The organism is Azorhizobium doebereinerae UFLA1-100, assembly GCF_000473085.1.
Classification (GTDB): Bacteria; Pseudomonadota; Alphaproteobacteria; order Rhizobiales; family Xanthobacteraceae; genus Azorhizobium; species Azorhizobium doebereinerae.
Genome location: NZ_AXBA01000015.1, coordinates 78553 through 102543 on the forward strand (window position 1 = coordinate 78553; position 23991 = coordinate 102543).

Below are 23991 nucleotides of genomic sequence, written 5' to 3' on the forward strand. Positions count from 1 at the left end.
GCAAGGCTTTGGGCGGTCACGGCTGAACCTCTGGCATGGCGTCGGTTTGCGGGGCGGCGGCGCCGGAGGCGAGGAAGGACTTCATGGCCTCTTCCTCGATGGCCTCCAGCACGATGCGCTTGAGGCGGATGAATTCGGGCGAGGTGACCAGCTCGGCCGAGCGCGGGCGCGGCAGGTCCACCTTCAACTCCAGCTTCACGCGGCCGGGGCGGGCGGACATGACGATCACCCGGTCGCCCAGGAACAGCGCCTCGTCCACGTCGTGGGTGATGAACAGGATGGTGCGCTTATGCTGGCGCCACACGTCCAGCAGCCAGCGCTGCATCATGGTGCGGGTGAGGGCGTCGAGCGCGCCGAACGGCTCGTCCAGCAGCATCAGCTCGCGCTTGAACATGAAGGTGCGCATCAGCGCCACGCGCTGGCGCATGCCGCCGGAAAGCTGGTGGGGATACTGGTCGCCGAAGCCGGCGAGGCCGAACTCGGGCAGCATGTCGCGCGCCTCGGCGCGGGACGCCTTGCGGGAGCGGCCCTCGATTTCCATGGCGATGACCGCATTGTCGATCACCGTGCGCCAGGGCAGCAGCAGGTCGCGCTGCGGCATGAAGGACACCTTGCCCAGCAGCTCATGGGCATGGCAGCCCTTGCCCTCGAACCGCAGGATGGAGCCGGCGTCGGGCTCTTCCAGGCCGGCGACGATGTTGAACAGGGTGCTCTTGCCGCAGCCCGAGGGACCGACCACGGTGACGAACTCGCCCGGCGCGATGGAGGCGTCGAACCCGCTGACCGCGGTCACCGACCCGAACCGCTTCGACAGGCCCTTCATCTCCAGCAGGTAGGGCCCCGCCGGTGCCGATGATGCGGAGGCGGCATCCGGGGCCGCCGCGAGGCGCGCCAGGCCGCTGTGTCCAATGGTCAAACGGAATCCTTCCCAGCATGTATAATCAGAGCCGGATTCAGCATGCGCTGAAGGCGGGTATGGTTCGCTATGAAAAGCAATCGACGTGCCAATCGGGACGACAACCGGGCCTCATCGTCCTCCGGCGCCTGCCCGAGCGCGACGCAACGTCTGGCGCGGCGGGCGGCCCGCGACTTGCAACGTTCCGAACACGAAGCGGCCGGACTGCGAACCGGATCGCGTGTCATGTATACTGAGAATGGGATCTAGGTGCGCGTATGGACATTTTTCGTGCACAAAGCGAGGCAGCGTGCCCGCCGATTGAGCAGGAAAGCGCCGCTCGCGGCGCCGGCCTCACCCTCGCCGAGCGCCTCCGCCGCGAACTGGAGGCGGCCATCGCCGCCGGCCGCCTGGAGCCGGGCAGCCGGCTGGACGAACAGGAGATCGCCGCCCGCTTCGGCGTGTCGCGCACGCCGGTCCGCGAGGCCTTCCGGCTGCTGGCGGCCAGCAATCTGGTGGAACTGCGCGGCCGCCAGGGGGCGGTCGTGCGCTCCATCGGCGCCCATGCGCTGATCGAGATGTTCCAGGTGATGGCCGAGCTTGAGGGCCTGTGCGCCCGCCTCGCGGCCCGGCGCGCCACGCCCGAGCAGATGGACAAGCTGCGCGCCATTCACGAGAAGCTGGAACAAGTGGCGACCCTGCGCGACGTGGACCTGTTCTATGACGTGAACCAGGAGTTCCACGAGGCGCTCTATGAGGCGTCCTGCAACGCTTTCCTCGCCGACCAGACCCGCCGGCTGCGCAATCAGGTGGCCGCCTATCGGCGCCGCGTCACCCGCATGCCCACACGCATTTCCGACACGCTGCGCGAGCATGCCGCCGTCATCCAGGCGGTGGAGCAGCATGATGCGGAGCGCGCCCACAAGGCCATGCGCGACCATGTGAGCCTGCTGGGAGACAATCTCTTGGACTTCCTCGCGGCCTTCGGCTGACCCCGTGCAGTCGAGTTGGTATGCAAATTGCTAGCAATTGTATATCGAACCGGCCCTGGAGACCGAGCCTTGAAGTTGGACCTCACGAACAAAACCGCTCTCATCACCGGCGCTTCGAAGGGCATCGGCCTTGCCGTGGCGCAGGTCTTCGCCGCCGAGGGCTGCCATCTTCACCTCGCCGCCCGCAATGGCGAGGCCATGGAGCAGGCCAAGCGCGAGCTGGAAGCCGCCCATGGGGTGCGCGTCAGCGTGCATGCGCTGGACCTGTCGTCCACCGAAGCCATGGAACAGCTGGCCGAAACCGTCGGCCATGTGGACATCCTGGTGAACAATGCCGGCGACATCCCCGCCGGCTCGCTGGAGGTGGTGGACGACGCCGCCTGGCGCCGGGGCTTCGACCTCAAGGTGTTCGGCTACATCACCCTGGCCCGCGCCTTCTATAAGAAGATGCGCGGCAAGGACGGCGTGATCGTCAACGTCATCGGCAATTCCGGCGAGAACTGGGATGCCAGCTATATCGCCGGCTCCACCGGCAATGCCGCGCTCATGTCCTTCACCAAGGCATTGGGCGGCGCCAGCCTGAACGAGGGGGTGCGGGTGGTCGGCGTCAACCCCGGCCCGGTGGCCACCGACCGCATGCTCAAGATCATGAAGCGCAAGGCCATCGACATGCTCGGCGATGAGGCTCGCTGGGAAGAGCTGTTCGACAAATATCCCGGCAAGCGCCCCGCCACCTCCGAGGAAGTGGCTGATCTGGTTGCGTTTCTCGCCTCTCCGCGGGCGGGCTACATCACCGGCACCAACGTGACCATCGACGGCGGCATCTCCGCCCGCGGCTCGGTCATCTGAGGCCGCACCGGCCGCCTTCCACCGACCGGCGCCCTGCGTGGTCGGTGGCCTGCTCCTGAGGATCGCCCCATGTCTTCCGCACGCCAGCGCAACCGCTATTTCGATGCGCTTTCCACCACGCCCGGCCTGATGTGGCTGGGGCAGAACACCAATCACATCCCCGCCCATCCGGCGGTCAAGGCCGCCATGATCGCCGCCATCGAGGCCGGGGAATTCAACGCCTATGCGCCTCCGCTGGGGTTCGAGGCATTGCGTTCGGCGATCGTCGCCGACCTCGGCACGCCGGGGGCGGAGGCGCTGGTCACCGAGGGCGGGGTGTCGGCCCTGGCCATGGTGTGCCGGGCCTACTGCAAGCCGGGCACCACCTTCGTCACCACCGACCCGACCTGGAAGTGGCCCTGCCTGTTCGCCCGTCAGGCGGGGGCTTTGGTCATTGAAATCCCCATTTACGACACCGCGTGCCATTACCGCCTGACACCCGAGGCGCTGAAGGCGGCGGTGGATGAGCGCACCGCCGTCATCTATCTGGTAGACCCCAACAATCCGCTCGGCATCCGCTACACCCGCGAGGAAATCGAGGCGTTCGCCGCCATCGCCCGCGACTGTGGCGCGCTTTTGGTACATGATTGTACGTATCGCGATTTCGCGGACGGCCACTATCCCGCCCTCCACGCCGCCCCCGAGGGCGCGGTGGTATCCCTGTCCTTCTCCAAATGGCTCGGCCTCGCCGGCCTGCGCATCGGCGCTTTGGTCGCCTGCCCGAAGATCCTGGACCGCTGCGCGGAGGCCGCCACCAGCGTGCTCGGCGCCAGCGTCATCGCCCAAAGGGCGGCGCAGGCGGGGCTCCAGGTGAAGCCGGAATGGATGGCCGAGGTGCGCCGCATCGATCGCGCCAACAAGGCCAAGATCAAGGACGCCGCCAGCCGCATCGAGGGGCTGGCGCTGCCGATCTATCCCTCGCACGGCAACTTCCTGGTGGTGGAGACCATCGGCGCCGGCATCAAGCCGGAGGCGCTGGTGGAGGCCGCCCGCCGCGAGAACATGATGATCCGCCAGGGCACCTATCACACCGAGCGCTTCGGTGACCGCTTCGTGAAGGTCTCCACCTCGGTGCCGGAAGCCTGGGTGGACACCTTCTGCGACCGCCTGCCCGCCCTGGTGGCGCAGGCCCGCACCCTCAACGACATCGGCGCCCAGTTCTGAACCCCGCGGCCGGTGGGCCTTGCTCATCGGCCGCTCAGCACGCCCCGCGCCGGTCCCGCCAGCGGACCGGGCAGACACGACCAGAGGCCAGACATGCACGTGACGACGAAGGACGGCATCCGCCTGTATGTGGAAGAGGCCGGGCAGGGCACGCCCATCCTCTTCGTCCATGAGTTCGGCGGCAACCATGCGAGCTGGGAGCCGCAGATGCGCTTCTTCGCCCGCCGCCACCGCTGCATCACCTATGCCGCGCGCGGCTATGCCCCCTCCGACATCCCCTCCGACATGGAGAGCTATTCCCAGGCGCTGGCCGCCGACGACGCGGTGGCCGTGCTCGACGGCCTCGGCATCGAGAAGGCGCATATCGTCGGCCTGTCCATGGGCGGCTTCGCTACGGTGCATTTCGGCCTGCGCACGCCCGAGCGCGCCCTCTCGCTCACCATCGCCGGCGCCGGCTATGGCTGCGAGAAGGAGTTCGAGGACTATTTCAAGGGCGTCTCCCGCGAGGTGGCGGACAATTTCCAGCGCCTCGGGGCCAAGGAATTCTCCAAGATCTATGCGCTCGGTGCCAGCCGGGTGCAGTTCCAGAACAAGGACCCGCGGGGCTGGCAGGAGTTCGCCGAGCGCCTCGCCACCCATTCGGACCTGGGCGCGGCCATGACCATGCGCGGCGTCCAGGCCCGCCGGCCGTCCTTCTGGGACCTGGAAGATGGCCTCAAGGCGATGACTGTGCCCACCCTGATCATGGTGGGCGACGAGGACGACCATTGCCTCCAGCCCGGCATCTTCCTCAAGAAGACCATTCCCGCCTCCGGCCTCAGCGTGTTCCCCAAGACCGGCCACACGCTCAACCTGGAGGAGCCCGCCGCCTTCAACGCCCAACTGGCGGAGTTCATCGCCCAGGTGGAGGCGGGCCAATGGCTGCCGCGCGATCCGCGCGCCATTCCCGGCCAGATCATGCGGACGAGCTGAGCGCCATGACCTATCCCCTCATCGATGCCGGGCGGCTGTGGGACCGCCTGATGGAATTGGCGCAGATCGGCGCCCTGCCGCACGGCGGCGTGGACCGCCAGGCGCTCACCCCGGGCGAGCTCGACGCCTGGCGGCTGGTGATCGGCTGGGCGCGGGCCGCCGGCCTTGAGCCCAGCACCGACCCGGTCGGCAACCTGTTCCTCACCCTTCCCGGCGCCGACCGCAGCCTGCCGCCGGTGCTGGCCGGCAGCCATCTGGACACCCAGCCCACCGGCGGCAAGTTCGACGGCGCCGCCGGGGTGCTCACCGCCCTTGAGGCGGCGGTGACGCTGGCCGCCTCCGGCCTGTCGCGCGCCCGCGACCTCACCGTGGTGGCGTGGCTGAACGAGGAAGGCAGCCGCTTCGCCCCCGGCATGATGGGCTCGGAGGCCTTCGCCGGCGGGCGCACGCTGGACGCCATCCGCGCCCGCACCGACCCCGCCGGCATCAGCGTCGGCACGGATCTGGACCGCCTGCACGCCACCTTCCCGGATTTGCCGCGCCGCCCGCTGGGCTTTCCCCTCGGCGCCTATGTGGAACTGCATATCGAGCAGGGCCCGATCCTGGAGGCCGAAGGCAAGGTCATCGGCATCGTCACCGGCATGCAGGGCAAGAAGACCTTCCAGATCACCATCACCGGCGCGGAAGGCCATGCCGGCACGCTGGCCATGGCCGAGCGGCACGATGCGCTCGCCGCCTTCTCGCGCATGGCGGTGGAGCTGTACGAGACAGTGGGCGGGCATGACCCGGTGATCAAGTTCACCATCGGCCGCCTGCGTGTCGAGCCGAACGCCCCCTCGGTCATCCCCGGCAAGGTGGTGTTCAGCATCGACCTGCGGCATCCGGAAAACACCGTGCTGGACCTGCTGGCGGAGCGCATCCGCGCCATCTGCGCGGCCGCCGCCGGGCCGTGCGAGGTGGTGGCGGACCTGCTGGCGGATGCTCCCTCCAACAGCTTCTCCCCGGCCCTGATGGACCGCATCGGCGCCGCCGCCGATCGGCACGGTTTCCCGTCCATGCCGATCCTGTCGTTCGCCGGGCACGACGCCCGCCACATGGAGAAACTGGCGCCCAGCGCCATGATCTTCATTCCCTGCCGCGACGGCGTCAGCCATGCGGAGAGCGAGTGGGCGGAGCCGGCCCATGTGGCGGCGGGCGCCCAGGCGCTGGCCGACGTGCTGGCCGAACTGCTCGACGCCGTGCCGGGCATTCCCTTTCCCGAAGGAGGCCCGAGATGACCGCCGCCGCGAAATCCCCCACGTCGCCCGTGGACGCGCGACCCATGGACATGGCGGACCTTCCCGCCCAGGAGGCGCTGGCCCCGGCCGACGCCGCCCAGGCGCGGGCGCGCTATTTCAATTCGGGCAACGCCTTCAACATCAAGCTGCCGCCGGTGCCCGGCGGCGTGTTCACGCAGCAGCCGGCGGCGGCGCTCGCCCCCGACGCACCCACCGGCTTCATCGCCTGCGACCAGTCGGCGGCCATGGATTGCCCGTTCCCGGCCACCACGCCGCTGATGCTGGCGCGCTATGCGGTGATCGCGGCGGGCGAGACGCTGGCCGCCGATTTCCGCGCCACCGGCTCCATCTGGTACGTGATCTCCGGCAGCGGAACGGCCCGGCAAGGTGATGAGGCCATAGGCTTTTCCGCCGGCGACGTCTTCCTGCTGACGGGAACGCCCGCCACGCTCTTCGCCACCAGCCGCACGGTGCTCTGGGGCGTCAGCAACGAGCCGCAGCTGGCCTTCGACGGCGACCTGCCGCCGGACGACGCGCGGCGCCCGGTGGACATGGTGCACTATCCGGCCGCTGAGATCGCCCGGCAGATCGAGATCATCTATCGCCACCAGCCCGCCGAGGGCCAGTCGGGCGTGGCCTTGATCTTCTCGTCCGACCGGCAGCAGGCGGCGCGCAACATCCTGCCGACGCTCACCTTGTCGCTGAACACCCTGCCGCCGGCCAGCCACCAGAAGGCGCACCGGCACAATTCAGCGGCGATCACCTTGGTGCTGAACGGCGACGACAGCTATTCCATGGTGGGCGGCGAGCGCTGCCCGTGGTCGCCCTTCGCCACCCTGGTGACGCCGCCGGGCGCGCCGCATTCGCACCACAACGGCGGGGACAGCCGGGCGTTGTTCCTCATCGTCCAGGACGGCGGCCTGCACTATCACGCCCGGACCATGGGGTTCGCCTTCCTGGAGTGAGCGGCAGGCTCTTTCGCAAGAGAGAGGGTCACCCCCAGCCCCGCGCGGCGCCCTCCCTCCCCCGCAAGGGGGCAGGGCGCCAGCCCCGCCCCGCTTCGCCTCGGCGGGCGCTCAGGCGCGGATCTTGTACAGGGCGACGTCGATCACCCCAGACCGGAAGCCGCCCTCGCAATAGGCGAGGTAATAGTCCCACAGCCGGCGGAAGGTGGCGTTGAAGCCGAGGCGTTCCACCTCCGGCCAGGCGGCGTGGAACCGCCGCCGCCATTCAGCCAGGGTCAGCGCATAGCTGGCGCCGAACGGCTCGACCGCCTCCAGGCGCAGTCCCGCCCGTGCCACCTGCTCGGCCATGATCGCCTTGGTCGGCAGCATGCCGCCGGGAAAGACGTAGTGCTGGATGAAGTCCGGACTGATGCGATAGTCCTCGTAGCGCGCCTCGTCGATGGTGATGACCTGGAGCACGGCCACGCCGCCGGGGGCGAGGCGGGCCTTCAGCGTCTCGAAATAGGCCGGCCAGTATTGCTCGCCCACCGCCTCCAGCATCTCGATGGAGACGATGCGGTCGAAGGTGCCATCCACGTCGCGATAATCCTGCAACCGCAGGTCCACGCGCTCCGCGAGGCCCTGCTCGGCCACCAGCGCGCGGGCATAGGCGAGCTGCTCCTGCGATAGGGTGAGCCCGGTCACATGGGCCCCCGCGCGGGCGAGGCGGCTGGCGAGCGCGCCCCAGCCGCAGCCGATCTCCAGCACCCGCTGCGACCCGCCGCCGAGCTCCAGCAACTCGGCGATGCGCGTGAGCTTGGCCTGCTGGGCGTCCTCCAGCGACTGGTCCGGCGCGGCGTAGAGCGCGCTGGAATAGGTCATGCTGGGGTCGAGCCACAGGCGGTAGAAGTCGTTGCCCAGATCGTAATGGAAGGCGATGTTGCGGCGGCTGCCGGCCTTGGTGTTGGCCTTCAGGGCGTGGCCGATGCGGCGGAACAGGCGCACCGGCAGCGAGCCGCCGAACGCCTCCTCCAGCCGCGCCACGTTGGCCCCCGCCAGTTCGATCAGCGCCGCCACGTCCGGGCTGGTCCATTCCTGCGCCATGTAGGCTTCCGCGAAGCCCACTCCGCCGCGCGCCGCGAAGCGGCGGAACGCCCGCCAGTCATGGATCGCCAGCGTCGCCTCGGGGCCGGGGCGCGCGGTGCGGTGCTCCAGGCGGGCGCCGGAGGGAAACACCACCGTCAGGCTGCCACTTTCCAGCCGCGACAGCAGGCGCTTGAGGACGTAGGGACCGATGCCCCGCGCCATCCGGCCGCTGGGCTCGGACACCTCGACATGGCGGCTGTCGCTGTTGACGGACATACTGTCAGACCTCCTAGGTCTCGGGACGGGAAATGGTCACCGGGTGATCGGGTGGGGCAGGGCGGCGGCGCAGGCCGATTCCCTTCAGGAACAAGCGTAGCGCCTCCCAATGGATACCGCCGATAACCTTCAGCGTCAGCAGGGGAAACGCGAGGAAGGCGCGGGCCAGCGCGCGGTCGGACAATTCGGCGCGGGTGGAGGCCAGCGCGGCGGAGAGCAGCAGCCCGTCCCGGTCGCGCACCGCGATGGCGATGCCCACGCGCCCGCCCGGCGGCACCACGCGGAAGCTGTAGGTCAGCCCCATGTCCAGGAAGGGCGAGACGTAGAAGCATTTGGCCGTGGTCTGGCGGATGGGCACGGCGTCGGGGTCGCCGACCGGGATGAGATAGCCGTGCCGCTCGCCGAACGTGTTGCTCACCTCATAGAGGATGGCCTGGAGCGCGCCGTCGCGGCGATGGCAGAAATAGACGCTGAGCGGATTGAACGCATAGCCGAGGATGCGCGGCATGGTCAGCAGACGGATCGCGCCGCCCGCGGCCTCCAGCCCGGCGGCGCGCAGGTGCGCCTCCACCTGCCCGCGCAGCGGCGCGCCGGAACGGTCGCCATAATCGGCGTCGCGGAAGGAGAACAGGTTGAAGCGGTTGCGCGAGAACAGCCGCAGCCGGGCGGCGAGGCCGTCGATCTCGTCGAGATCGAGCAGCAGCGAGAACATGCGGTAATTGAGCCGGTGCACACGCGGCCGCAGCCGGTGGTGGATGACCGCGCCCGCATAGAGCGCGGAGGCGGCGCCGGTCATGCCAGCGGCTCCAGCGCGCGGGCGGGGGCTGCGGGCGGCGGGAGCGAGATGCGCCCGGATTCGTCCCGCACCCGCCAGGGCCGGCGCACGCCGCCGAGCGCCTCGGCGACCGCAAGGCCCGCCTGGAGGCCGTCCTCGTGGAAGCCGGCGCCGAAATGGGCGCCGCAATACCAGGTGTTGCGCACCCCCTGGAGCGACCACAGGCGCTTCTGCGCGGCGAGGGCGGCGCTGTTGAACATGAGGTGCGCATAGTCGCCCCGGTGCAGCACCGACGCCGGTTCCGGCTCGTGCGCCGGGTTCAGGGTCACGAACAGCGGCGTCGCGTCCGGGAGGCCCTGGAGGCGGTTCATCCAGTAGGTCACCGACAGCAGCTTGTGGTCGCCCTGGGTCTGCGACAGGTAGTTCCAGCTCGACCAGACGTTGCGGCGCTTCGGCATCAGCGTCGGGTCGCCGTGCAGGATCGCTTCGTTGCCGGTGTAGCGGAAGGCGCCCAGCAGACCGCGCTCGGCCGGCGTCGGGTCGCTCAGCATGCGCAGCGCCTGGTCCGCATGGGTGGCGATGACCACATGGTCGAACCGCTGCGTCGTGCCGGCGCCGTCCACCAGCTCCACCATCCCCGCCGCCCGCCGCACCGCGCGCACCGGGCGGTTCAGCTGGATGCGGTCGGCGAACGGCCGGGTGATCCGCTCCACATAGGCGCGGCTGCCGCCCGCCACGGTGCGCCAGACCGGCCGGTCGCGGATCTGGAGCAGGCCGTGATTGACGCAGAAGCGGATGAAGGCCGCCGCCGGATAGCTGCCGATGGCCGCCGCCGGCGTGGACCAGATCGCCGCCGCCATGGGGTAGAGATGGTCGTCGCGGAACGCCTTGCCGTAGCCCTCGGCGAACAGATAGTCGTCGAGCGTGGTCTCCTCCAACTGGCCGGCATGGGCCGGGGCCTCGCGGTAGAAGCGGGCGAGGTCGCGCAGCATCCGCCAGAAGCGCGGGCTCGCGAGGTTGCGCCGCTGGGCGAACAGGCTGGCGAGGCCGTCGCCGGAATATTCCAGCCGCCCGCCGTCCAGCGATACGCCCAGCGACATGTTCGAGGCCTTGGTCGGCACGCCGAGATGGGCGAACAGCGCCGTCAAATTGGGGTAGGTGGCTTCGTTATAGACGATGAAGCCGGTGTCCACCGGCCCGGCGGCGGTGTCCACCGTGTGGCTGTGGCCGCCGACGCGGGCGTCCGCCTCGAACAGCGTCACCTCGTGGCGCTGCGCCAGCAGCCAGGCGGCGGCGAGGCCCGAGATGCCGCTGCCGACCACCGCGACGCGCAGAACGGGGCCGGTCGGCACCGGGAAGGACGCCAAGGTCATGCCACAGCCTTCTGATGTGAAGAACGCTTCCACCCGGACGGGCGGGGCCGGCGATGCAACGGCCTCGCATCATCCTACGGCACCATGCCGCGCGCGGATCACCTGTGCCCGGCTTTGATCCAGCGGCAGTGCGGCTGCGTAAGAACGGGTGGTTGCGCCGGGCGGGGCGGGCAGCCGTCCGGCACGCAAGGGCGCGAAGCGAGACATGCAGCAGCAGGCCAGAACGGCGGGCGAGACCGCGCCGCGCCGTCATCATCCGAGCGAGGAGACCCTCCTGGCCTATGCCGCCGGCAGCCTCGCGGCGGGACCTGCGGTGGTGACGGAGAGCCACCTTGCCCTGTGCGCGCCGTGCCGCGCCCGGCTCGCCGCCTTCCGCGCCGCCGGCGGGGCGATCCTCGACGCGCTCCCGCCCACCCCCTTGGCGGGCGAGGCGCTCGAACATTGCGCCGCGCTTGCCGCCTTGCCGGCCCCGGCCCGGCCCGCCCGGCGGCTCCCGCGCCGCCAGCCGCGCGACATCGTCCTGCCGGCCTCGCTGAAGGCCTATGAGTTCGGCCGCTGGATGTGGCTGGGCCCGGGGGTGCGCTCCTGCCGCATCATCGTCCCCGCCCAGCCCCGCGCCACCGCCCGCCTGCTGCGCATCGCCCCCGGATGCAAGATCCCCGAGCACGGCCACAGCGGCGCGGAATTCACCCTGGTGCTGCACGGCTCCTTCTGCGACGGCCACGACCGCTTCCTGCCGGGCGACTTCTCCGAGGCGGACGGCGAGGTGGACCACCAGCCGATCAGCGATCCCGGCGTGGACTGCATCTGCGTCACCGCGCTGGAGGGGCGCATGCGCTTCCACGGCCTGCTGGGGCGCCTGACGGCGCCGTTCGGCGGGCTGTGAGCCGGGCGCGAAAGGGGCAGGCATGACCTATCCGCTGCTGATCCTGCTGCTGGCGCTCGCCCTCTCCCTCGCCATGGCGGCGGCCTGGGCGGTGGCGCTGGCGAGCGGCCGCTCCGGCTGGATCGACAGCATCTGGAGCTTCGCCCTGGGCGCCGCCGGGCTCGCCGCCGCGCTGGCGCCGGTGGCGGGGGCGGGGCCGATGACGGAACGCCAGCTGCTGGTCGCCGCCCTGGTGGCGCTGTGGTCGCTGCGGCTCGGCCTGCACATCGCCCGCCGCACCCATGGCGGGGGCGACGACCCGCGCTATGCGCACCTGCGCGCCACATGGGGCGCGCAGGCGCGCAGCCAGCTGTTCCTGTTCCTCCAGGTCCAGGCGGCGAGCGCGGTCCTGCTGGCGCTGAGCATCCTCGCGGCGGCGCGCAACCCCGCGCCCGGCCTCGGGCCGTTCGACGCCGCCGGCACCCTCATCCTGCTGGCCGCGATCCTCGGCGAGGGCCTCGCCGATCGCCAGCTCGCCCGTTTCCGGGCCGATCCCGCCCGGCGCGGGCAGGTGTGCGACACCGGCCTGTGGGCCTGGTCCCGCCACCCCAACTATGTCTTCCAGTGGCTCGGCTGGCTGGGCTATGCGGCGATCGCGCTCCAGGGCCTCGCACACTATCCCTACGGGCTCGTCGCCCTGTCCGGCCCGGCCTTCATGTATGTGCTGCTGGTGCATGTCTCCGGCATTCCGCCGCTGGAGGCGCACATGCTGCGCGCGCGGGGCGATGCGTTCCGCGCCTATCAGGCCCGGGTCAACGCCTTCTTCCCCGGTCCGCCCCGTCAGCCGGGCAGCAGCCGATGAAGCGCCCGGGCGATGAGGAAGCCGAGGCTGGCGGCGGTGGCGGTCAGCGCCGTGCCCCAGGCCATGTCCACCAATGTGAGGGCCAGCGGCCAGGTCTTCAGCGTCGCCTGGTTGGTCAGGTCATAGGTGGCATAGGCGGACAGGCCGAGCAGCGCGCCGTTGAGCAGCGCCGTGGTCCAGCGGCCGCTGCCGAGGGCGGGCGCGATGGCGAACACCACGATTCCGGCCACATAGATCAGATAGAAGGCGACAGCCGGTGCCGGCCGGAACGCCTCCAGCACCATGTCGCCCATCAGCGGCTTGTAGAAGCGCGCGCCCATGACGGTGAGCCAGAGCGCGTCGGCGGCGAGGAACACGACGGCCGTCGCGGCATAAGCGAGCGCATAGATGCCCATTCGTCCTCCTTCCGCGCCCGCGGCGCGCGCCACGCCCTTGGTACGGCGCCGCGCGCCTTGCGGATCAAGCGGCGCGGCGGCGGCGTTCAAGCACGAAACCACGGAGTATCCGAGCCATGACCGAACCGGACGCCCACGGGCGCGCGACCCCGGACCCCGCGCGACCGGAGCACGGGGCAGCCGAGCCGGCGGGGCTGCTGTCCCTGGCGGGCCTGCGTGCCTTGGCGCTGGCCATCGTGCCGGTGGCGGCGACCTCCATCGTCGGGCAGGTCGCCACCCTTCCCAATCTCGCGCCCTGGTACGCGGGATTGGCCAAGCCCGCCTACAACCCGCCCAACTGGGCGTTCGGCCCGGCATGGACGCTGCTGTTCGCGCTCATGGCCTATGCGGCGTGGCGCATCCTGCGCCTGCCTGCCGGCACGCCGGGGCGGGCGGCGGCGCTGGTGCTGTTCTTCGTGCAACTGGCGTTCAACGCCGCTTGGTCGTGGATGTTCTTCCACCTGCACAGCCCGCTGCTCGGGCTGGTGAACATCATCCCGCAATGGCTGCTCATCCTCGCCACCATCGCCGCCTTCCGCCGCGTGGACCGGCCCGCCGCCTGGTGCCTGGTGCCGCTCGCCGCCTGGGTGGCCTTCGCCAGCCTGCTGAACTTCGGCATCTGGCGGCTGAACGGCTGAACAGCGCGCCCGCGCAGCGTCACTCTGGGTAGGTCTCGCTGCCGCCCGGCGCCGCCGCATGGAACAGGATGAACACCAGCGGATTGCCGGGCTCGGCCAGGGCGTCGCTGCGCTGGCCGGTGACCTCGCCGGCGACGCCGCTGGTATACTCCGCGACCACCTCGCCGAAGCCGTTGCGCTGGATGGCCACCTTCTGTCCGGCCGTGACCTTGTCGTTCAACCTGACCAGATGCTCAACCAGCCCGCCGTGGGTGGCGAGGATCGGGAACGCGCTGTTGCCGACGAAGACGGCCACGTCCTTGCCCGTGCGCCCCATCGGCCCGGCCAGGATGCCGTGGTGCTTGAGGACGTTCAGGGTGCCTTCCACGAACAGCTGGATCATCTCCAGGTCGAGACTGCGCGCCGCGCCGACCTCCGCGCAGAAGGAGGGGATGCCGGCGTCCACGAACGCATTGTGCAGCACGCCGGGATAGACGTGATTGTCGAAGATCTGGCCGACCGGATACAGCTCCACCATCGCCTTGACTGCGGCCACGTCCATGCCGGCGATATTGAACGCGCTGACGTCGAAGCCGGTGGTGCCGGTATGGAAATCGATCGCCACGTCGGCATTGGGCCGCAGCAGCCGGTTGAACAGGAGCCCGGCGTGGCGGCTGGGCGCGGTCGCGCCGGTCTCGTTGCCCGGCCATTCCCGGTTCATGTCGATCAGATCGTTGCCCCGGCCGGAATTGGGCCATCGGCGCTGCATGCCTTCAAGGGCCGGGCGGGCCACGTCCGTGACCGCCATCACCGTCCCCGCCATCCGCGCCGGATCGAGCTGGTTCATCACGCTCTGGACCGTATGGATGGAACTCATCTCGTCGCCATGCACGCCGCTCACCAGCACGACGCGCTTGCCGGGCCGTGCCCCCTTGGCGACCGTCACGGACACGTACCAGTGCTGCCCGCCGGGCATCTCCACGCCCTGGAAATACAGCAGGTGCTTCCGCCCGGCCTCCAGGTCGTTGACGTCGAGGGCGCTGACGACCTTCTTCCCCTCAATCGTGTCGCCGGTATAGACCGTCGCCGACGATCCGCCCGCCGCCGGGCCGGCGGAAGGCGTCGCGGCCGCCTGGGCGTTGGCGGACGCCGCATTGGCCACCAGGGCCGCCGATGCGCCCACCGTCGCAAATGACGCCATCATGAAGTCGCGGCGGTCGAGGCGGTCTTCGGGTCCGTTCGGCATGGCGGAGGCCCTCGCTGTGCGAAAAAGAAGCCGTGTTCAGACCGCGGCCTGCGCCCCGACTATAGATCGCTTCCCCTTCACGCATAAGGGCGCGCCGCGCGCGCCCGCCTTCCGCGCGGTCCCTAGCTGCCCATGAGCCGGGCCAGCGCGGGCGCGCGGCGGTCGCGCCGGCGCAGGCGGTCGAGCCAGAGATAGACCACCGGGGTCGAATAGAGCGTCAGCACCTGGCTCACCAGCAGGCCGCCGATGATGGAGATGCCCAGCGGCTGGCGCATCTCCGCCCCGGTGCCGGTGGCCAGCGCCAGCGGCAGCGCGCCGAAGATGGCGGCGAGCGTGGTCATGAGGATCGGCCGGAAGCGCTGCATGCAGGCCTCGCGGATCGCCTCGCGCGGGGCGAGGCCCCGGTTGCGCTCCGCGTCCAGCGCGAAGTCCACCATCATGATGGCGTTCTTCTTCACGATGCCGATCAGCAGGATCACGCCGATCATGGCGATCAGGCTGAACTCGGTCTTGAACACGATCAGCGCCAGGATGGCGCCGATGCCGGCGGAGGGCAAAGTGGAGAGGATGGTGATGGGGTGGATGTAGCTCTCGTACAGGATGCCCAGCACCACATAGACGGTGGCGAGCGCCAGCAGGATCAGCATGGGCTGGCTGGACAGCGACTGCTGGAACAGCCGCGCCGTGCCCTGGAAGGTGCCGTGCACGGTGGACGGCACGCCGATCTCCGCCATGGTGCGGTGGATGGCCTCCACCGCATCGCCCAGCGTCTTGCCCTCCGGCAGGTTGAACGACAGCGTGGTGGCGGCGAACAGGCCCTGGTGGTTCACCGCCAGCGGCGTCGAGCCCGGCCCGAAGCTGGCGAAGGCGGACAGCGGCACGGAGGGTGAAAAGCGCGTGCTCACCGCCGCCCCGGTGGAGGTGCCCGAGCGCGTGGTGTTGGCGATGCGGTTGGTATTGGCGTTGCGCACCGCATCCGTGGTGGTGTCGGCCACGCCGGTGACATTGGCGATGGCGGCGGTGGAGGCGCTGCCGGCCAGCGCCGCGCCGCTGGTGGAGATGCGGATGTCGTCCAGCGTGCGCGGGTCCTGCCAATAGGCCGGGGCCACCTCCATGATGACGTGATACTGGTTCAGCGGCGCATAGATGGTGGACACCTGCCGCTGGCCGAAGGCGTCGTAGAGCGTGTTGCTGATCTGGCTCATGGTGAGCCCCAGCTTGGCGGCGGTGTCGCGGTTGATGTCGAGATCCACCTCCAGGCCCTTTTCCTGGGTGTCGGAATTGACGTCCACCACCTCGGGAATGCGCTTGAGCGCCTCGGTGATCCTGGGCGTCCACAGCCGCAGCGTCTCCAGGTCGTCGCTTTGCAGCGTGAACTGGTATTGCGCGTTGGACTGGCGCCCGCCGGCGCGCACGTCCTGCATGGCCTGGAGGAACAGGGTGGCGCCGGGCACGCTGGTGAGCTTGCCGCGCAGCCGGGCGATCACCTGGTCGGCGCTGGCGTCGCGCTCCTCCAGCGGCTTAAGCGCCACGAAGACATAGCCGGAATTGGTCTGGCCGCCGCCGGTATAGCCCACCACGCTGGCCACCGCCGGGTCGGCCTTGATGATGGCGACGAAGCGGGCGAGCTTCTGGCGCATGAGCTGGAAGGAGATGCTCTGGTCGGCCTGGATGCCGCCGACGATCTGGCCGGTGTCCTGCTGCGGGAAGAAGCCCTTCGGCACCACCGTGAACAGGTGGACGTTGAGGGCGACGATGCCACCGAGCAGCAGCAGGATGAAGAGCGAATGCCGGAGCGCCCAGTCGAGCGAGACCGCGTAGCCCTTCATCACCCCGGCGAACACCCGTTCCGAGGCCCGCGCCAGCCGGCCCGGTGCGCGCTCCGCCCGCCGCTCGCGCAGCAGGTAGGCGCACATCATCGGCGTGGTGGTCAGCGACACGGCCAGGGAGACCAGGATGGTCACCGACAAAGTGACGGAGAATTCGCGGAAGAAGCGCCCGACGATGCCGCCCATGAGCAGCATGGGAATGAAGACGGCGATCAGCGACAGCGTCATGGACAGCACGGTGAAGCCGACCTCGCGCGCGCCGATCAGGGCGGCCTCCATGCGCGACTTGCCCGCCTCCATGTGGCGGGTCACGTTCTCCAGCACCACGATGGCGTCGTCCACCACGAAGCCGGTGGCGATGGTCAGCGCCATGAGGGAGAAGTTGTCCAGGCTGTAGCCGAGCAGGTACATGGCCGCGAAGCTGCCCAGCAGCGACACCGGCACGGCGACGCACGGAATGAGCGCGGCCCGCGCGTCGCGCAGGAAGGCGAACACCACCACCACCACCAGCACCACGGCGATGACGAGGGCGTGCTCCACGTCCCGCACCGAGGCGCGGATGGTGGCGGTGCGGTCCTGGGCGAGGGTGATGTCGATGTCGGCGGGGACCGAGGCCTTGAGCTCCGGCAGCAGGTCCTTCACCCGGTCCACGGTCTCGATGATGTTGGCGCCGGGCTCGCGCGACAACAGGATCAGCACCGAGGGGCGGCCGTCGGACAGGCCCTCGTTGCGCAGGTTCTCGACCGAATCCTCCACGTTCGCCACGTCGGACAGGCGCACCGGGGCCTTGTTGCGATAGGCGATGACCAGCGAGCGATAGGCCGCCGCCTCCTTGGCCTGGTCGTTGGTGTAGATCTGCCAGCGCTGCTCGCCCGCCTCGATGGCGCCCTTGGGGGCGTTGGCGTTGGCGGCGGCGAGCGCGGCGCGCACGTCCTCCAGGCCGATGCCGTATTGCGACAAAGCGTGCGGGTTGATCTCCACCCGCACCGCCGGCAGCGAGGAGCCGCCGATGGTCACCTGGCCGATGCCCTTCACCTGGGAGAGCTTCTGCTGGAGCACGGTGGCGGCGCTGTCATAGAGCTGGCCCCGGCTCAGCGTGTCGGAGGTCAGCGCCAGCACCATGATCGGCGCGTCGGCCGGGTTCACCTTGCGATAGGTGGGATTGCTGCGCAGCGCCACCGGCAGGTCCGCCCGTGCCGCGTTGATCGCCGCCTGCACGTCGCGCGCCGCGCCGTCGATGTCGCGGCTGAGGCCGAATTGCAGGGTGATGCGGGTCTGGCCCAGCGTCGAGCTGGAGGTGATCTCGCTGACGTCGGCGATCTGCCCGAGGTGGCGCTCCAGCGGGGTGGCCACGGTGGCCGCCATGGTGTCCGGGCTGGCGCCGGGCATGGAGGCGGTGACCATGATGGTCGGGATGTCCACCTGCGGCAGCGGCGCCACCGGCAGCTTGAAGAAGGCCAGCGCCCCGGCGAGCGCGAGGCCCATGGTCAGCAGCGTGGTGGCCACCGAGCGGCGGATGAAGGGCGCCGAGATGTTCACCGCAGCGCCTGGCCGGGCTTGAGGCCGCTCCAGCGGGCGATCCGCTTGGCGAGGCCGTCGAAGGCCAAGTAGATCACCGGCGTGGTAAACAGGGTCAGGATCTGGCTTGCCACCAGTCCGCCGATGATGGCGATGCCGAGCGGGGCGCGCAGCTCCGAGCCCTCGCCGGCGCCCAGCACCAGCGGCACCGCGCCGAGGATGGCGGCCATGGTGGTCATCAGGATCGGCCGGAAGCGCAGCAGGCAGGCCTGGTAGATGGCGTCGCGCGGGCTGAGGCCCTGGGTGCGCTCCGCGTCCAGCGCGAAGTCGATCATCATGATCGCGTTCTTCTTCACGATGCCGATCAGCAGGATGATGCCGATGATGCCGATGATGTCGAGCTCGTTGCCGGTGCCGAGCAGCGCCAGCAGCGCGCCGACGCTGGCGGAGGGCAAAGTGGAGAGGATGGTGATGGGGTGGATGTAGCTCTCATAGAGCACGCCCAGCACCACATAGACCGTGACCAGCGCCGCCAGGATCAGCAGCAATTGGTTCGACAGCGCCCCCTGGAAGGCCAGCGCCGCGCCCTGGAACGAGGTGGTGATGCTGCGCGGCAGGCCGATCTCGGCCTCCACCTGCTCGACCGCCTGCACGGCGTCGCCCAGCGCCACGCCGGGAGCGAGGTTGAACGATAAGGTGATGGCCGGGAACTGGCTGAGGTGGCTCACCTGGAGCGGCGCGGTGCGCTCGGTGATGGTGGCGATGGCGGAGAGCGGCACCTGCCCGCCGCCGGAGGCGGGCACATAGACCTGCTCCAGCGACTTCAGGCTGGCCTGGAGTGCCGGGTCCGCCTCCAGGATCACCCGGTACTGGTTGGTCTGGGTGAAGATGGTGGAGATGATGCGCTGGCCGAAACTGTCGTACAGCGCATTGTCCACCGTGGCGGTGGTGATGCCGAAGCGGGCGGCGGTGTCGCGGTCGAGGGTGATGTCCACCGCGAGGCCCTTGTCCAGGAGGTTGCTGGACACGTCCGCCAGCTCCGGCCGGGCGGCGAGCGCGTCCACCAGGCGCGGCACCCATTTCGCCAGTTCGCCGGCGTCGGTGTCGGACAGCACGAATTGGTACTGGCCGCGCCCCACGGTGGCGTCCACGGTGAGGTCCTGCACCGGCTGCATGTAGAGCGCGATGCCGCGCACCGCTGCGGCCTGGTCGTTGAGGCGGCGGATGATCTCCAGCACGCCGGAGGCGCGATCGTCGCGCGGCTTGAGCGCGATCTGGAGCCGGCCGCTGTTCAAGGTGGCGTTGGTGCCGTCCGAGCCGACGAAGGAGGTGACGGAGACCACGTCCGGGTCCTTCAGGATCTGCGACACCAGCGCCTGCTGGCGCTCGGACATGGCGGAGAAGGAGATGGACTGCGAGGCCTCCGTCACGCCCTGGATCAGGCTGGTGTCCTGCACCGGGAAGAAGCCCTTGGGGATGCCCACATAGAGCGCGGCGGTGAGCGCCAGGGTGGCGATTGCGATCATCAGGGTCGCCGCCTGATGGCGCAGCACCACGGTGAGCATGCGCCCGTAGAACGCCACCAGCCGGTCGAACCAGCCCGGCTTGCGCTCCGCCTGCGCCGGCGCGTGCGGCTTCAGGAGGCGGGCGCACAGCATGGGCACCAGCGTCAACGACACCACGGCCGAGATCAGGATGGTGACGGCCAGCGTGATGGCGAACTCGCGGAACAGGCGCCCCACCACGTCGGCCATGAACAGCAGGGGAATGAGCACCGCGATCAGCGAGACGGTGAGCGAGACGATGGTGAAGCCGATCTGCTCGGAGCCCTTCAGCGCCGCCTCATAGGGCTTCATGCCCTCTTCCACGTAGCGCGAGATGTTCTCGATCATGACGATGGCGTCGTCCACCACGAAGCCGGTGGCGATGGTCAGCGCCATGAGCGAGAGGTTGTTGAGGCTGAAGCCGGCCAGATACATCACCGCGAAGGTGCCGACGATGGACAAAGGCACCGACAGGCTGGGGATGACCGTGGCCGGCACGTTGCGCAGGAACAGGAAGATCACCAGCACCACGAGGCCGACGGCGAACACCAGCTCGAATTCGGTATCCAGCACCGAGGCGCGGATGGTGGTGGTGCGGTCGATCAGCACCTGCACCTGCACCGCCGCCGGCAGGTTGGAGGTCAGCTCCGGCAGCAGCGCCTTCACCTCGTTGGCCACCGCGATGACGTTGGCCCCTGGCTGGCGCTGGACGTTGAGGATGATGGCCGGCGTGGTGTCCATCCAGGCGGCGAGCTTCTCGTTCTCCGCCCCGTCCACCACCTCGGCCACCTGCCCGAGCCGCACCGGCGCGCCTTTGCGATAGGCCACCACGAGGTCGCGATAGATCGCCGGGTCCTTGATCTGGTCGTTGGCGCTCACCGTGTAGGCGCGCATCGGCCCGTCGAAGCTGCCTTTCGGCGTGTTGACGTTGGCGTTGGAGATGGTCGAGCGCAGGTCGTCGATATTGAGGCCATAGGCGGCCAGCGCCGGAAGGTTGGCGCGGATGCGCACCGCCGGCCGCTGCCCGCCGCCGACGCTGACGAGGCCGACGCCCTGCACCTGCGACAGCTTCTGCGCGACGCGGGTGTCGGCCAGATCCTCCAGCGCCGACAGGCTCAGCGTCTTGGAGGTCACCGCCAGCGTCAGGATCGGCGCGTCGGCGGGATTGACCTTGGCATAGATGGGCGGGGCGGGCAGATCGCTGGGCAAGAGGTTGCCGGCGGCGTTGATCGCCGCCTGCACTTCCTGCTCGGCCACGTCCAGCGTCAGGTCGAGGCCGAACTGGAGGGTGATGATGGAGGCCCCCGCCGAGGACACCGAGCTCATCTGCTTGAGATTCGGCATCTGCCCGAGCTGGCGCTCCAGCGGCGCGGTCACCGCCGAGGTCATCACCTCGGGGCTGGCGCCGGGATAGAAGGTGCGCACCGCGATGGTCGGATAGTCCACCTCCGGCAGCGCCGAGAGCGGCAGGAAGCGGAACGCCACGATGCCCACCAGCAGCAGCGCCGCCATCAGCAGCGATGTGGCGACCGGGCGCTCGATGAAGGGGCGGGAGATGTTCACGGCGCGCTCGCCTGCGGGCGGCGGGGCGCGGCCGCACCCGCGCCGTCGCGCGCCGGCCGGGCGGCCGGCGGCTGGGCGCCCGGCGCGTCGGGCTCGCTGATCTTGGAGCCTTCGCGCAGCTTGTCGGCGCCGTCCACCACCACCTTGTCGCCGGCGGCAAGGCCCGCGTTCACTGCCACCTTGTCCCCGGCCGACGGGCCGAGCGTCACCTTGCGGACGGTGACCGTATTGTCCGGCCCGACCAGATAGACATAGGTGCCCGGCGCGCCGCGCTGCACGGCGGCGGTGGGGATCACCACGATGCTGTCCAGCGTGTTCACCAAGAGGTCCACGTTGACGAACTGGTTGGGGAACAGGCTGCCGTCCTCATTGTCGAACTCGGCCTTCAGCTTCACCGTGCCGGTGGTCACGTCCACCTGATTGTCGACGGTGGTGAGCTTGCCGGTGGCGATCTTGGCCCGGCGGTTGCGGTCATAGACGGTGACCGGAAGCTCGGCCCCGCCGCTCATGCGGCGCATGACGGCGGGCACCACGTCCTCCGGCAGGGAGAACACCACGGTGATCGGCCGCAGCTGGGCGATGACCACGAGGCCGGTGCTGTCGCCGCCCTGGACATAGTTGCCCACGTCCACGAGGCGGATGCCGAGGCGGCCGGAGACCGGGGCGACGATGTGGCAATATTCCAGGTTCAGCTCGGCGGTGCGCACCTGCGCCTGGTCCATCTCCACCGTGCCCTGATATTGCTGCACCAGGGCGTCCTGCGTATCCACCGACTGCTGCGAGGCGGCATTCTTCAACACCAGCGTCTTGAAGCGGGTGAGGTCCAGCTCGGCATTGCGCAATTGCGCCTGGTCGCGCGCCAACTGGCCCTGCGCCTGCTTGAGCGCGGCCTCGTAGGGGCGCGGGTCCACCTCGGCCAGGGGATCGCCGGCTTTGACGTCCTGGCCTTCCTTGAAGAAGATCTTGGTCAGGCGGCCGGAGATCTGGGTGCGCACCGTCACCGTGGTCAGCGGCGTCACCGTGCCGAGCGCGGTCAGCGTCACCGGCAGGCTGCCGGAGATGGCCGTGGCGGTGGCCACCGGCACCGGGCCGGTGAAGGCCCGCCGGCCGCCCGGCGGGGTTGCCTCCTGCGGGCGGATCCACCAGCCCGCCGCCACCAGGGCGATGAGCGCGGCGCAGATCAGCGCGGACCATGGAAAGCGCCGGCGGGGCGGCTTTTCTTCCCCTAGGGTAATCGGCTCTCCCTGCAAATCCCGGAGGGGGCGAGGGTCATTCATGGGATGTACCTGATTGAACGATGGTTCGGTTGGCCGTCAGCGCGACGCGGGTTTCGGACGCACCGGATCATCCGGCGGAATCCAATCCGCGAGCCGCGCCCGGCCTTCCGGGCTCATGTTGACCGCCGCCTTCATCACCGCGCCGTGCAGGGCGGCCCAGATCGACCTGCGGGCATCGCGCAGGGCGTTCAGGGCCGTATCGGCGGCGGCGGGGTCGAAGGGCTCGGCCTTCAGCGCCCGGCGCACCGCCTCCTGCGCCTCGCGGGACGCACGCCGGCCCGCCTCGACGGTGGCTTCCACCGCCGTGAACTGGGCCTGGACCTCCTTGGCATCCTGTGGCGGCAAAGTTGCGGCAAGGCGGTCGATGCGCGCGGCCGGGCTGCGGTCGGCGGGGTTCCGTTCGGCGGACATGGGGCCGGGCCGGCCGGACTTGTGGATCACCAGGGCGACGGCGGCGCCGAGGAAGAACAGGTTCAAGGCCAGGGACACGACGAGCAGCAGGCGCCACGGCGCCCGCCGCCCGCTGGGCCGGGACATCTCGCTCATAGGCCGTTCTCCGCGATCGGATCGGGTTCGAACATGATGGCGCTGACATCCGCCACGGCCACGGCGGGCACCGTCGGCCGGTAGGAAAAGCCTGCGTCCACCACATGCGAGCCCATGATGAAGCCGAGCAGCGCCATGGCGGCGAAGGCCGCGACGCCGGGCCAGGCCGGGCGCAGTTCCGCCGCCGCGAGCCAGCTTTCGATCCGCTGCGCCCAGGAGCGGTCCTGCGCGGGCAGGGGAAGGGTCGCGAGGCGCGCCGCCACCCGGCGGCCGAACGCCTCGTCCTCGCGCGTCAGCGCCCCGGTCAGGTGCCGGCGGAGCAGCGCCTCGGTGCGCTCGGCGTCGGCGAGCAGCGCCCGCGCCGCCGTGTCCCGCGCCAGGGTCAGCTCGGCGCTCGCGCGCAGGTCCGCCGGCCAGTCGGCCAGGTCCGGCCCGTGCAAGGCCAGCGCATGTTCCAGTTTCGCCAGGGACAGCGGGCGGCCGGAGCGGGGTGAAAGGGTCATGATCTAGCTCCCATCTGCCGGAGGCGCGAGGCGGGCCCGCAGGGCCTTGCGGGCGCGGACCAGCAGGGTCTCGACCCCGCCCACCGTGGTGCCCAGCACCTCGGCGGCGCGGCTGTTGGACAGTCCTTCCCAATAGGTGAGCAGCACCACGGCGCGCTGCCGGTCGGGCAAGGCGGTGATGGCCGCCGTGAGCCGGGCGCGCTCGTGCCGCGCCACCAGTTCGGCTTCGGCGTCGGGCCCGGGGTCGGCCGGATCACCCGCCTCGTCGAGCGCGGCATGGGGCACACGGCGGCGGTGGTTGAGGCAGAGATTGACGACGATGCGGTGGAACCAGGTGCGGAAGCTGGCCGTGGGCTGCCAGCGGGGCGCCGCGCGCCAAACCCGCAGGAAGGCTTCCTGGGCCACCTCCTCGGCGTCGGCATCGCTGCCGAGATAGCGCCGCGCGAGGGCGGCCGCGCGGGCGGCGTGCCGATCGCACAGCATGCGGAACGCCGCCTCGTTGCCGTCCGCGATGCGCGCCATGAGATCTTCGTCGCTTGGCTCTC

At 70.0% G+C, this 23991-nt stretch carries 21 protein-coding genes; 9 read left to right on the top strand and 12 right to left on the bottom strand.

Features of this window, described 5'->3' with window-relative positions:
* Positions 1-16: 16 nt before the first annotated feature.
* Positions 17-916, bottom strand: coding sequence for an ABC transporter ATP-binding protein (locus tag YU1_RS29275; RefSeq protein ID WP_245263317.1), 900 nt, complete (start codon positions 914-916; stop codon positions 17-19).
* A 257-nt stretch (positions 917-1173) separates the two neighbouring features.
* Here YU1_RS29275 and YU1_RS0112920 point away from each other — a divergent pair, with 257 nt between their 5' ends.
* From YU1_RS0112920 to YU1_RS0112945, 6 genes are all read left to right on the top strand, one after another.
* Positions 1174-1887 (top strand): GntR family transcriptional regulator, encoded by a 714-nt coding sequence (locus tag YU1_RS0112920; protein ID WP_084539840.1) that lies wholly within the window; start codon positions 1174-1176, stop codon positions 1885-1887.
* 69 nt (positions 1888-1956) lie between these two features.
* On the top strand, positions 1957-2736 hold the full coding sequence (locus tag YU1_RS0112925; protein WP_029004440.1) for an SDR family oxidoreductase: 780 nt from the start codon (positions 1957-1959) through the stop codon (positions 2734-2736).
* A gap of 69 nt (positions 2737-2805) precedes the next feature.
* Positions 2806-3939, top strand: coding sequence for a pyridoxal phosphate-dependent aminotransferase (locus tag YU1_RS0112930; protein ID WP_029004441.1), 1134 nt, complete (start codon positions 2806-2808; stop codon positions 3937-3939).
* Between the two features lie 93 nt (positions 3940-4032).
* Entirely contained in the window at positions 4033-4911 is an 879-nt protein-coding gene (locus YU1_RS0112935; protein ID WP_029004442.1) for an alpha/beta fold hydrolase, read from the top strand.
* A gap of 5 nt (positions 4912-4916) precedes the next feature.
* Positions 4917-6188 (top strand): Zn-dependent hydrolase, encoded by a 1272-nt coding sequence (locus YU1_RS0112940; protein ID WP_035715300.1) that lies wholly within the window; start codon positions 4917-4919, stop codon positions 6186-6188.
* Positions 6185-7153, top strand: coding sequence for a cupin domain-containing protein (locus tag YU1_RS0112945; protein WP_029004444.1), 969 nt, complete (start codon positions 6185-6187; stop codon positions 7151-7153). The genes YU1_RS0112940 and YU1_RS0112945 overlap by 4 nt, the downstream gene beginning before the upstream one ends.
* 111 nt (positions 7154-7264) lie before the next feature.
* Here the strand turns inward: YU1_RS0112945 and YU1_RS29280 are convergent, their stop codons facing one another.
* The 3 genes from YU1_RS29280 to YU1_RS29285 are packed head-to-tail and all read right to left on the bottom strand — an operon-like array spanning position 7265 to position 10642.
* Positions 7265-8494, bottom strand: a complete 1230-nt coding sequence (locus YU1_RS29280; protein WP_084539841.1) for an SAM-dependent methyltransferase — start codon at positions 8492-8494, stop codon at positions 7265-7267.
* 13 nt (positions 8495-8507) lie between these two features.
* The gene (locus YU1_RS0112955) at positions 8508-9290 is read right to left on the bottom strand and encodes a DUF1365 domain-containing protein (RefSeq protein ID WP_029004445.1); all 783 of its coding nucleotides are present in this window, start codon (positions 9288-9290) and stop codon (positions 8508-8510) included.
* Complete coding sequence (locus YU1_RS29285; RefSeq protein WP_051356822.1) at positions 9287-10642, bottom strand: NAD(P)/FAD-dependent oxidoreductase; 1356 nt, start codon at positions 10640-10642, stop codon at positions 9287-9289. The genes YU1_RS0112955 and YU1_RS29285 overlap by 4 nt, the downstream gene beginning before the upstream one ends.
* A gap of 205 nt (positions 10643-10847) precedes the next feature.
* On the opposite strand from YU1_RS29285, the gene YU1_RS0112965 reads away from it, so the two are divergent.
* Positions 10848-11528 (top strand): ChrR family anti-sigma-E factor, encoded by a 681-nt coding sequence (locus YU1_RS0112965; protein ID WP_029004446.1) that lies wholly within the window; start codon positions 10848-10850, stop codon positions 11526-11528.
* Between the two features lie 22 nt (positions 11529-11550).
* Entirely contained in the window at positions 11551-12369 is an 819-nt protein-coding gene (locus YU1_RS0112970) for a DUF1295 domain-containing protein (RefSeq protein ID WP_029004447.1), read from the top strand.
* Here the strand turns inward: YU1_RS0112970 and YU1_RS0112975 are convergent.
* Positions 12348-12764 carry a DUF2177 family protein gene (locus tag YU1_RS0112975; protein ID WP_029004448.1) on the bottom strand — a complete coding sequence of 139 codons (417 nt, stop codon included), beginning with the start codon at positions 12762-12764 and terminating at the stop codon, positions 12348-12350. The genes YU1_RS0112970 and YU1_RS0112975 overlap by 22 nt on opposite strands.
* 116 nt (positions 12765-12880) lie before the next feature.
* Between YU1_RS0112975 and YU1_RS0112980 the strand changes: the two genes are divergently transcribed.
* On the top strand, positions 12881-13441 hold the full coding sequence (locus YU1_RS0112980) for a TspO/MBR family protein (protein ID WP_084539842.1): 561 nt from the start codon (positions 12881-12883) through the stop codon (positions 13439-13441).
* A 19-nt stretch (positions 13442-13460) separates the two neighbouring features.
* Here the strand turns inward: YU1_RS0112980 and YU1_RS0112985 are convergent, their stop codons facing one another.
* From YU1_RS0112985 to YU1_RS29295, 7 genes are all read right to left on the bottom strand, one after another.
* Complete coding sequence (locus YU1_RS0112985; RefSeq protein WP_029004450.1) at positions 13461-14666, bottom strand: M14 family metallopeptidase; 1206 nt, start codon at positions 14664-14666, stop codon at positions 13461-13463.
* Between the two features lie 122 nt (positions 14667-14788).
* Positions 14789-18034: an efflux RND transporter permease subunit gene (locus tag YU1_RS0112990; RefSeq protein ID WP_029004451.1), complete on the bottom strand. Its 3246-nt coding sequence runs from the start codon at positions 18032-18034 to the stop codon at positions 14789-14791.
* Positions 18031-21120, bottom strand: coding sequence for an MdtB/MuxB family multidrug efflux RND transporter permease subunit (locus YU1_RS0112995; RefSeq protein ID WP_029004452.1), 3090 nt, complete (start codon positions 21118-21120; stop codon positions 18031-18033). The genes YU1_RS0112990 and YU1_RS0112995 overlap by 4 nt, the downstream gene beginning before the upstream one ends.
* Entirely contained in the window at positions 21117-22397 is a 1281-nt protein-coding gene (locus YU1_RS29290; protein ID WP_035715243.1) for an MdtA/MuxA family multidrug efflux RND transporter periplasmic adaptor subunit, read from the bottom strand. Before YU1_RS29290 ends, YU1_RS0112995 begins: the two co-directional genes overlap by 4 nt.
* 36 nt (positions 22398-22433) lie before the next feature.
* Positions 22434-22943 (bottom strand): periplasmic heavy metal sensor, encoded by a 510-nt coding sequence (locus tag YU1_RS0113005; protein WP_029004453.1) that lies wholly within the window; start codon positions 22941-22943, stop codon positions 22434-22436.
* The gene (locus YU1_RS0113010; protein WP_029004454.1) at positions 22940-23446 is read right to left on the bottom strand and encodes a hypothetical protein; all 507 of its coding nucleotides are present in this window, start codon (positions 23444-23446) and stop codon (positions 22940-22942) included. Before YU1_RS0113010 ends, YU1_RS0113005 begins: the two co-directional genes overlap by 4 nt.
* A 3-nt stretch (positions 23447-23449) precedes the next feature.
* Positions 23450-23968, bottom strand: coding sequence for a sigma-70 family RNA polymerase sigma factor (locus YU1_RS29295; RefSeq protein ID WP_245263318.1), 519 nt, complete (start codon positions 23966-23968; stop codon positions 23450-23452).
* Positions 23969-23991 lie beyond the last annotated feature (23 nt).

Excerpts from the sequence above, each read along its gene's own strand:
- YU1_RS29280 (WP_084539841.1), bottom strand. The coding sequence starts at position 8,494 with ATGTCCGTCAACAGCGACAGCCGCCATGTCGAGGTGTCCGAGCCCAGC.
- YU1_RS0113005 (WP_029004453.1), bottom strand. The coding sequence starts at position 22,943 with ATGAGCGAGATGTCCCGGCCCAGCGGGCGGCGGGCGCCGTGGCGCCTG.
- YU1_RS0112985 (WP_029004450.1), bottom strand. The coding sequence starts at position 14,666 with ATGCCGAACGGACCCGAAGACCGCCTCGACCGCCGCGACTTCATGATG.
- YU1_RS0112970 (WP_029004447.1), top strand. The coding sequence starts at position 11,551 with ATGACCTATCCGCTGCTGATCCTGCTGCTGGCGCTCGCCCTCTCCCTC.
- YU1_RS0112945 (WP_029004444.1), top strand. The coding sequence starts at position 6,185 with ATGACCGCCGCCGCGAAATCCCCCACGTCGCCCGTGGACGCGCGACCC.
- YU1_RS29285 (WP_051356822.1), bottom strand. The coding sequence starts at position 10,642 with ATGACCTTGGCGTCCTTCCCGGTGCCGACCGGCCCCGTTCTGCGCGTC.
- YU1_RS0112920 (WP_084539840.1), top strand. The coding sequence starts at position 1,174 with ATGGACATTTTTCGTGCACAAAGCGAGGCAGCGTGCCCGCCGATTGAG.
- YU1_RS0112975 (WP_029004448.1), bottom strand. The coding sequence starts at position 12,764 with ATGGGCATCTATGCGCTCGCTTATGCCGCGACGGCCGTCGTGTTCCTC.
- YU1_RS29295 (WP_245263318.1), bottom strand. The coding sequence starts at position 23,968 with ATGGCGCGCATCGCGGACGGCAACGAGGCGGCGTTCCGCATGCTGTGC.
- YU1_RS0113010 (WP_029004454.1), bottom strand. The coding sequence starts at position 23,446 with ATGACCCTTTCACCCCGCTCCGGCCGCCCGCTGTCCCTGGCGAAACTG.
- YU1_RS0112940 (WP_035715300.1), top strand. The coding sequence starts at position 4,917 with ATGACCTATCCCCTCATCGATGCCGGGCGGCTGTGGGACCGCCTGATG.
- YU1_RS29290 (WP_035715243.1), bottom strand. The coding sequence starts at position 22,397 with ATGAATGACCCTCGCCCCCTCCGGGATTTGCAGGGAGAGCCGATTACC.
- YU1_RS0112930 (WP_029004441.1), top strand. The coding sequence starts at position 2,806 with ATGTCTTCCGCACGCCAGCGCAACCGCTATTTCGATGCGCTTTCCACC.
- YU1_RS0112980 (WP_084539842.1), top strand. The coding sequence starts at position 12,881 with ATGACCGAACCGGACGCCCACGGGCGCGCGACCCCGGACCCCGCGCGA.
- YU1_RS0112935 (WP_029004442.1), top strand. The coding sequence starts at position 4,033 with ATGCACGTGACGACGAAGGACGGCATCCGCCTGTATGTGGAAGAGGCC.
- YU1_RS0112955 (WP_029004445.1), bottom strand. The coding sequence starts at position 9,290 with ATGACCGGCGCCGCCTCCGCGCTCTATGCGGGCGCGGTCATCCACCAC.
- YU1_RS0112965 (WP_029004446.1), top strand. The coding sequence starts at position 10,848 with ATGCAGCAGCAGGCCAGAACGGCGGGCGAGACCGCGCCGCGCCGTCAT.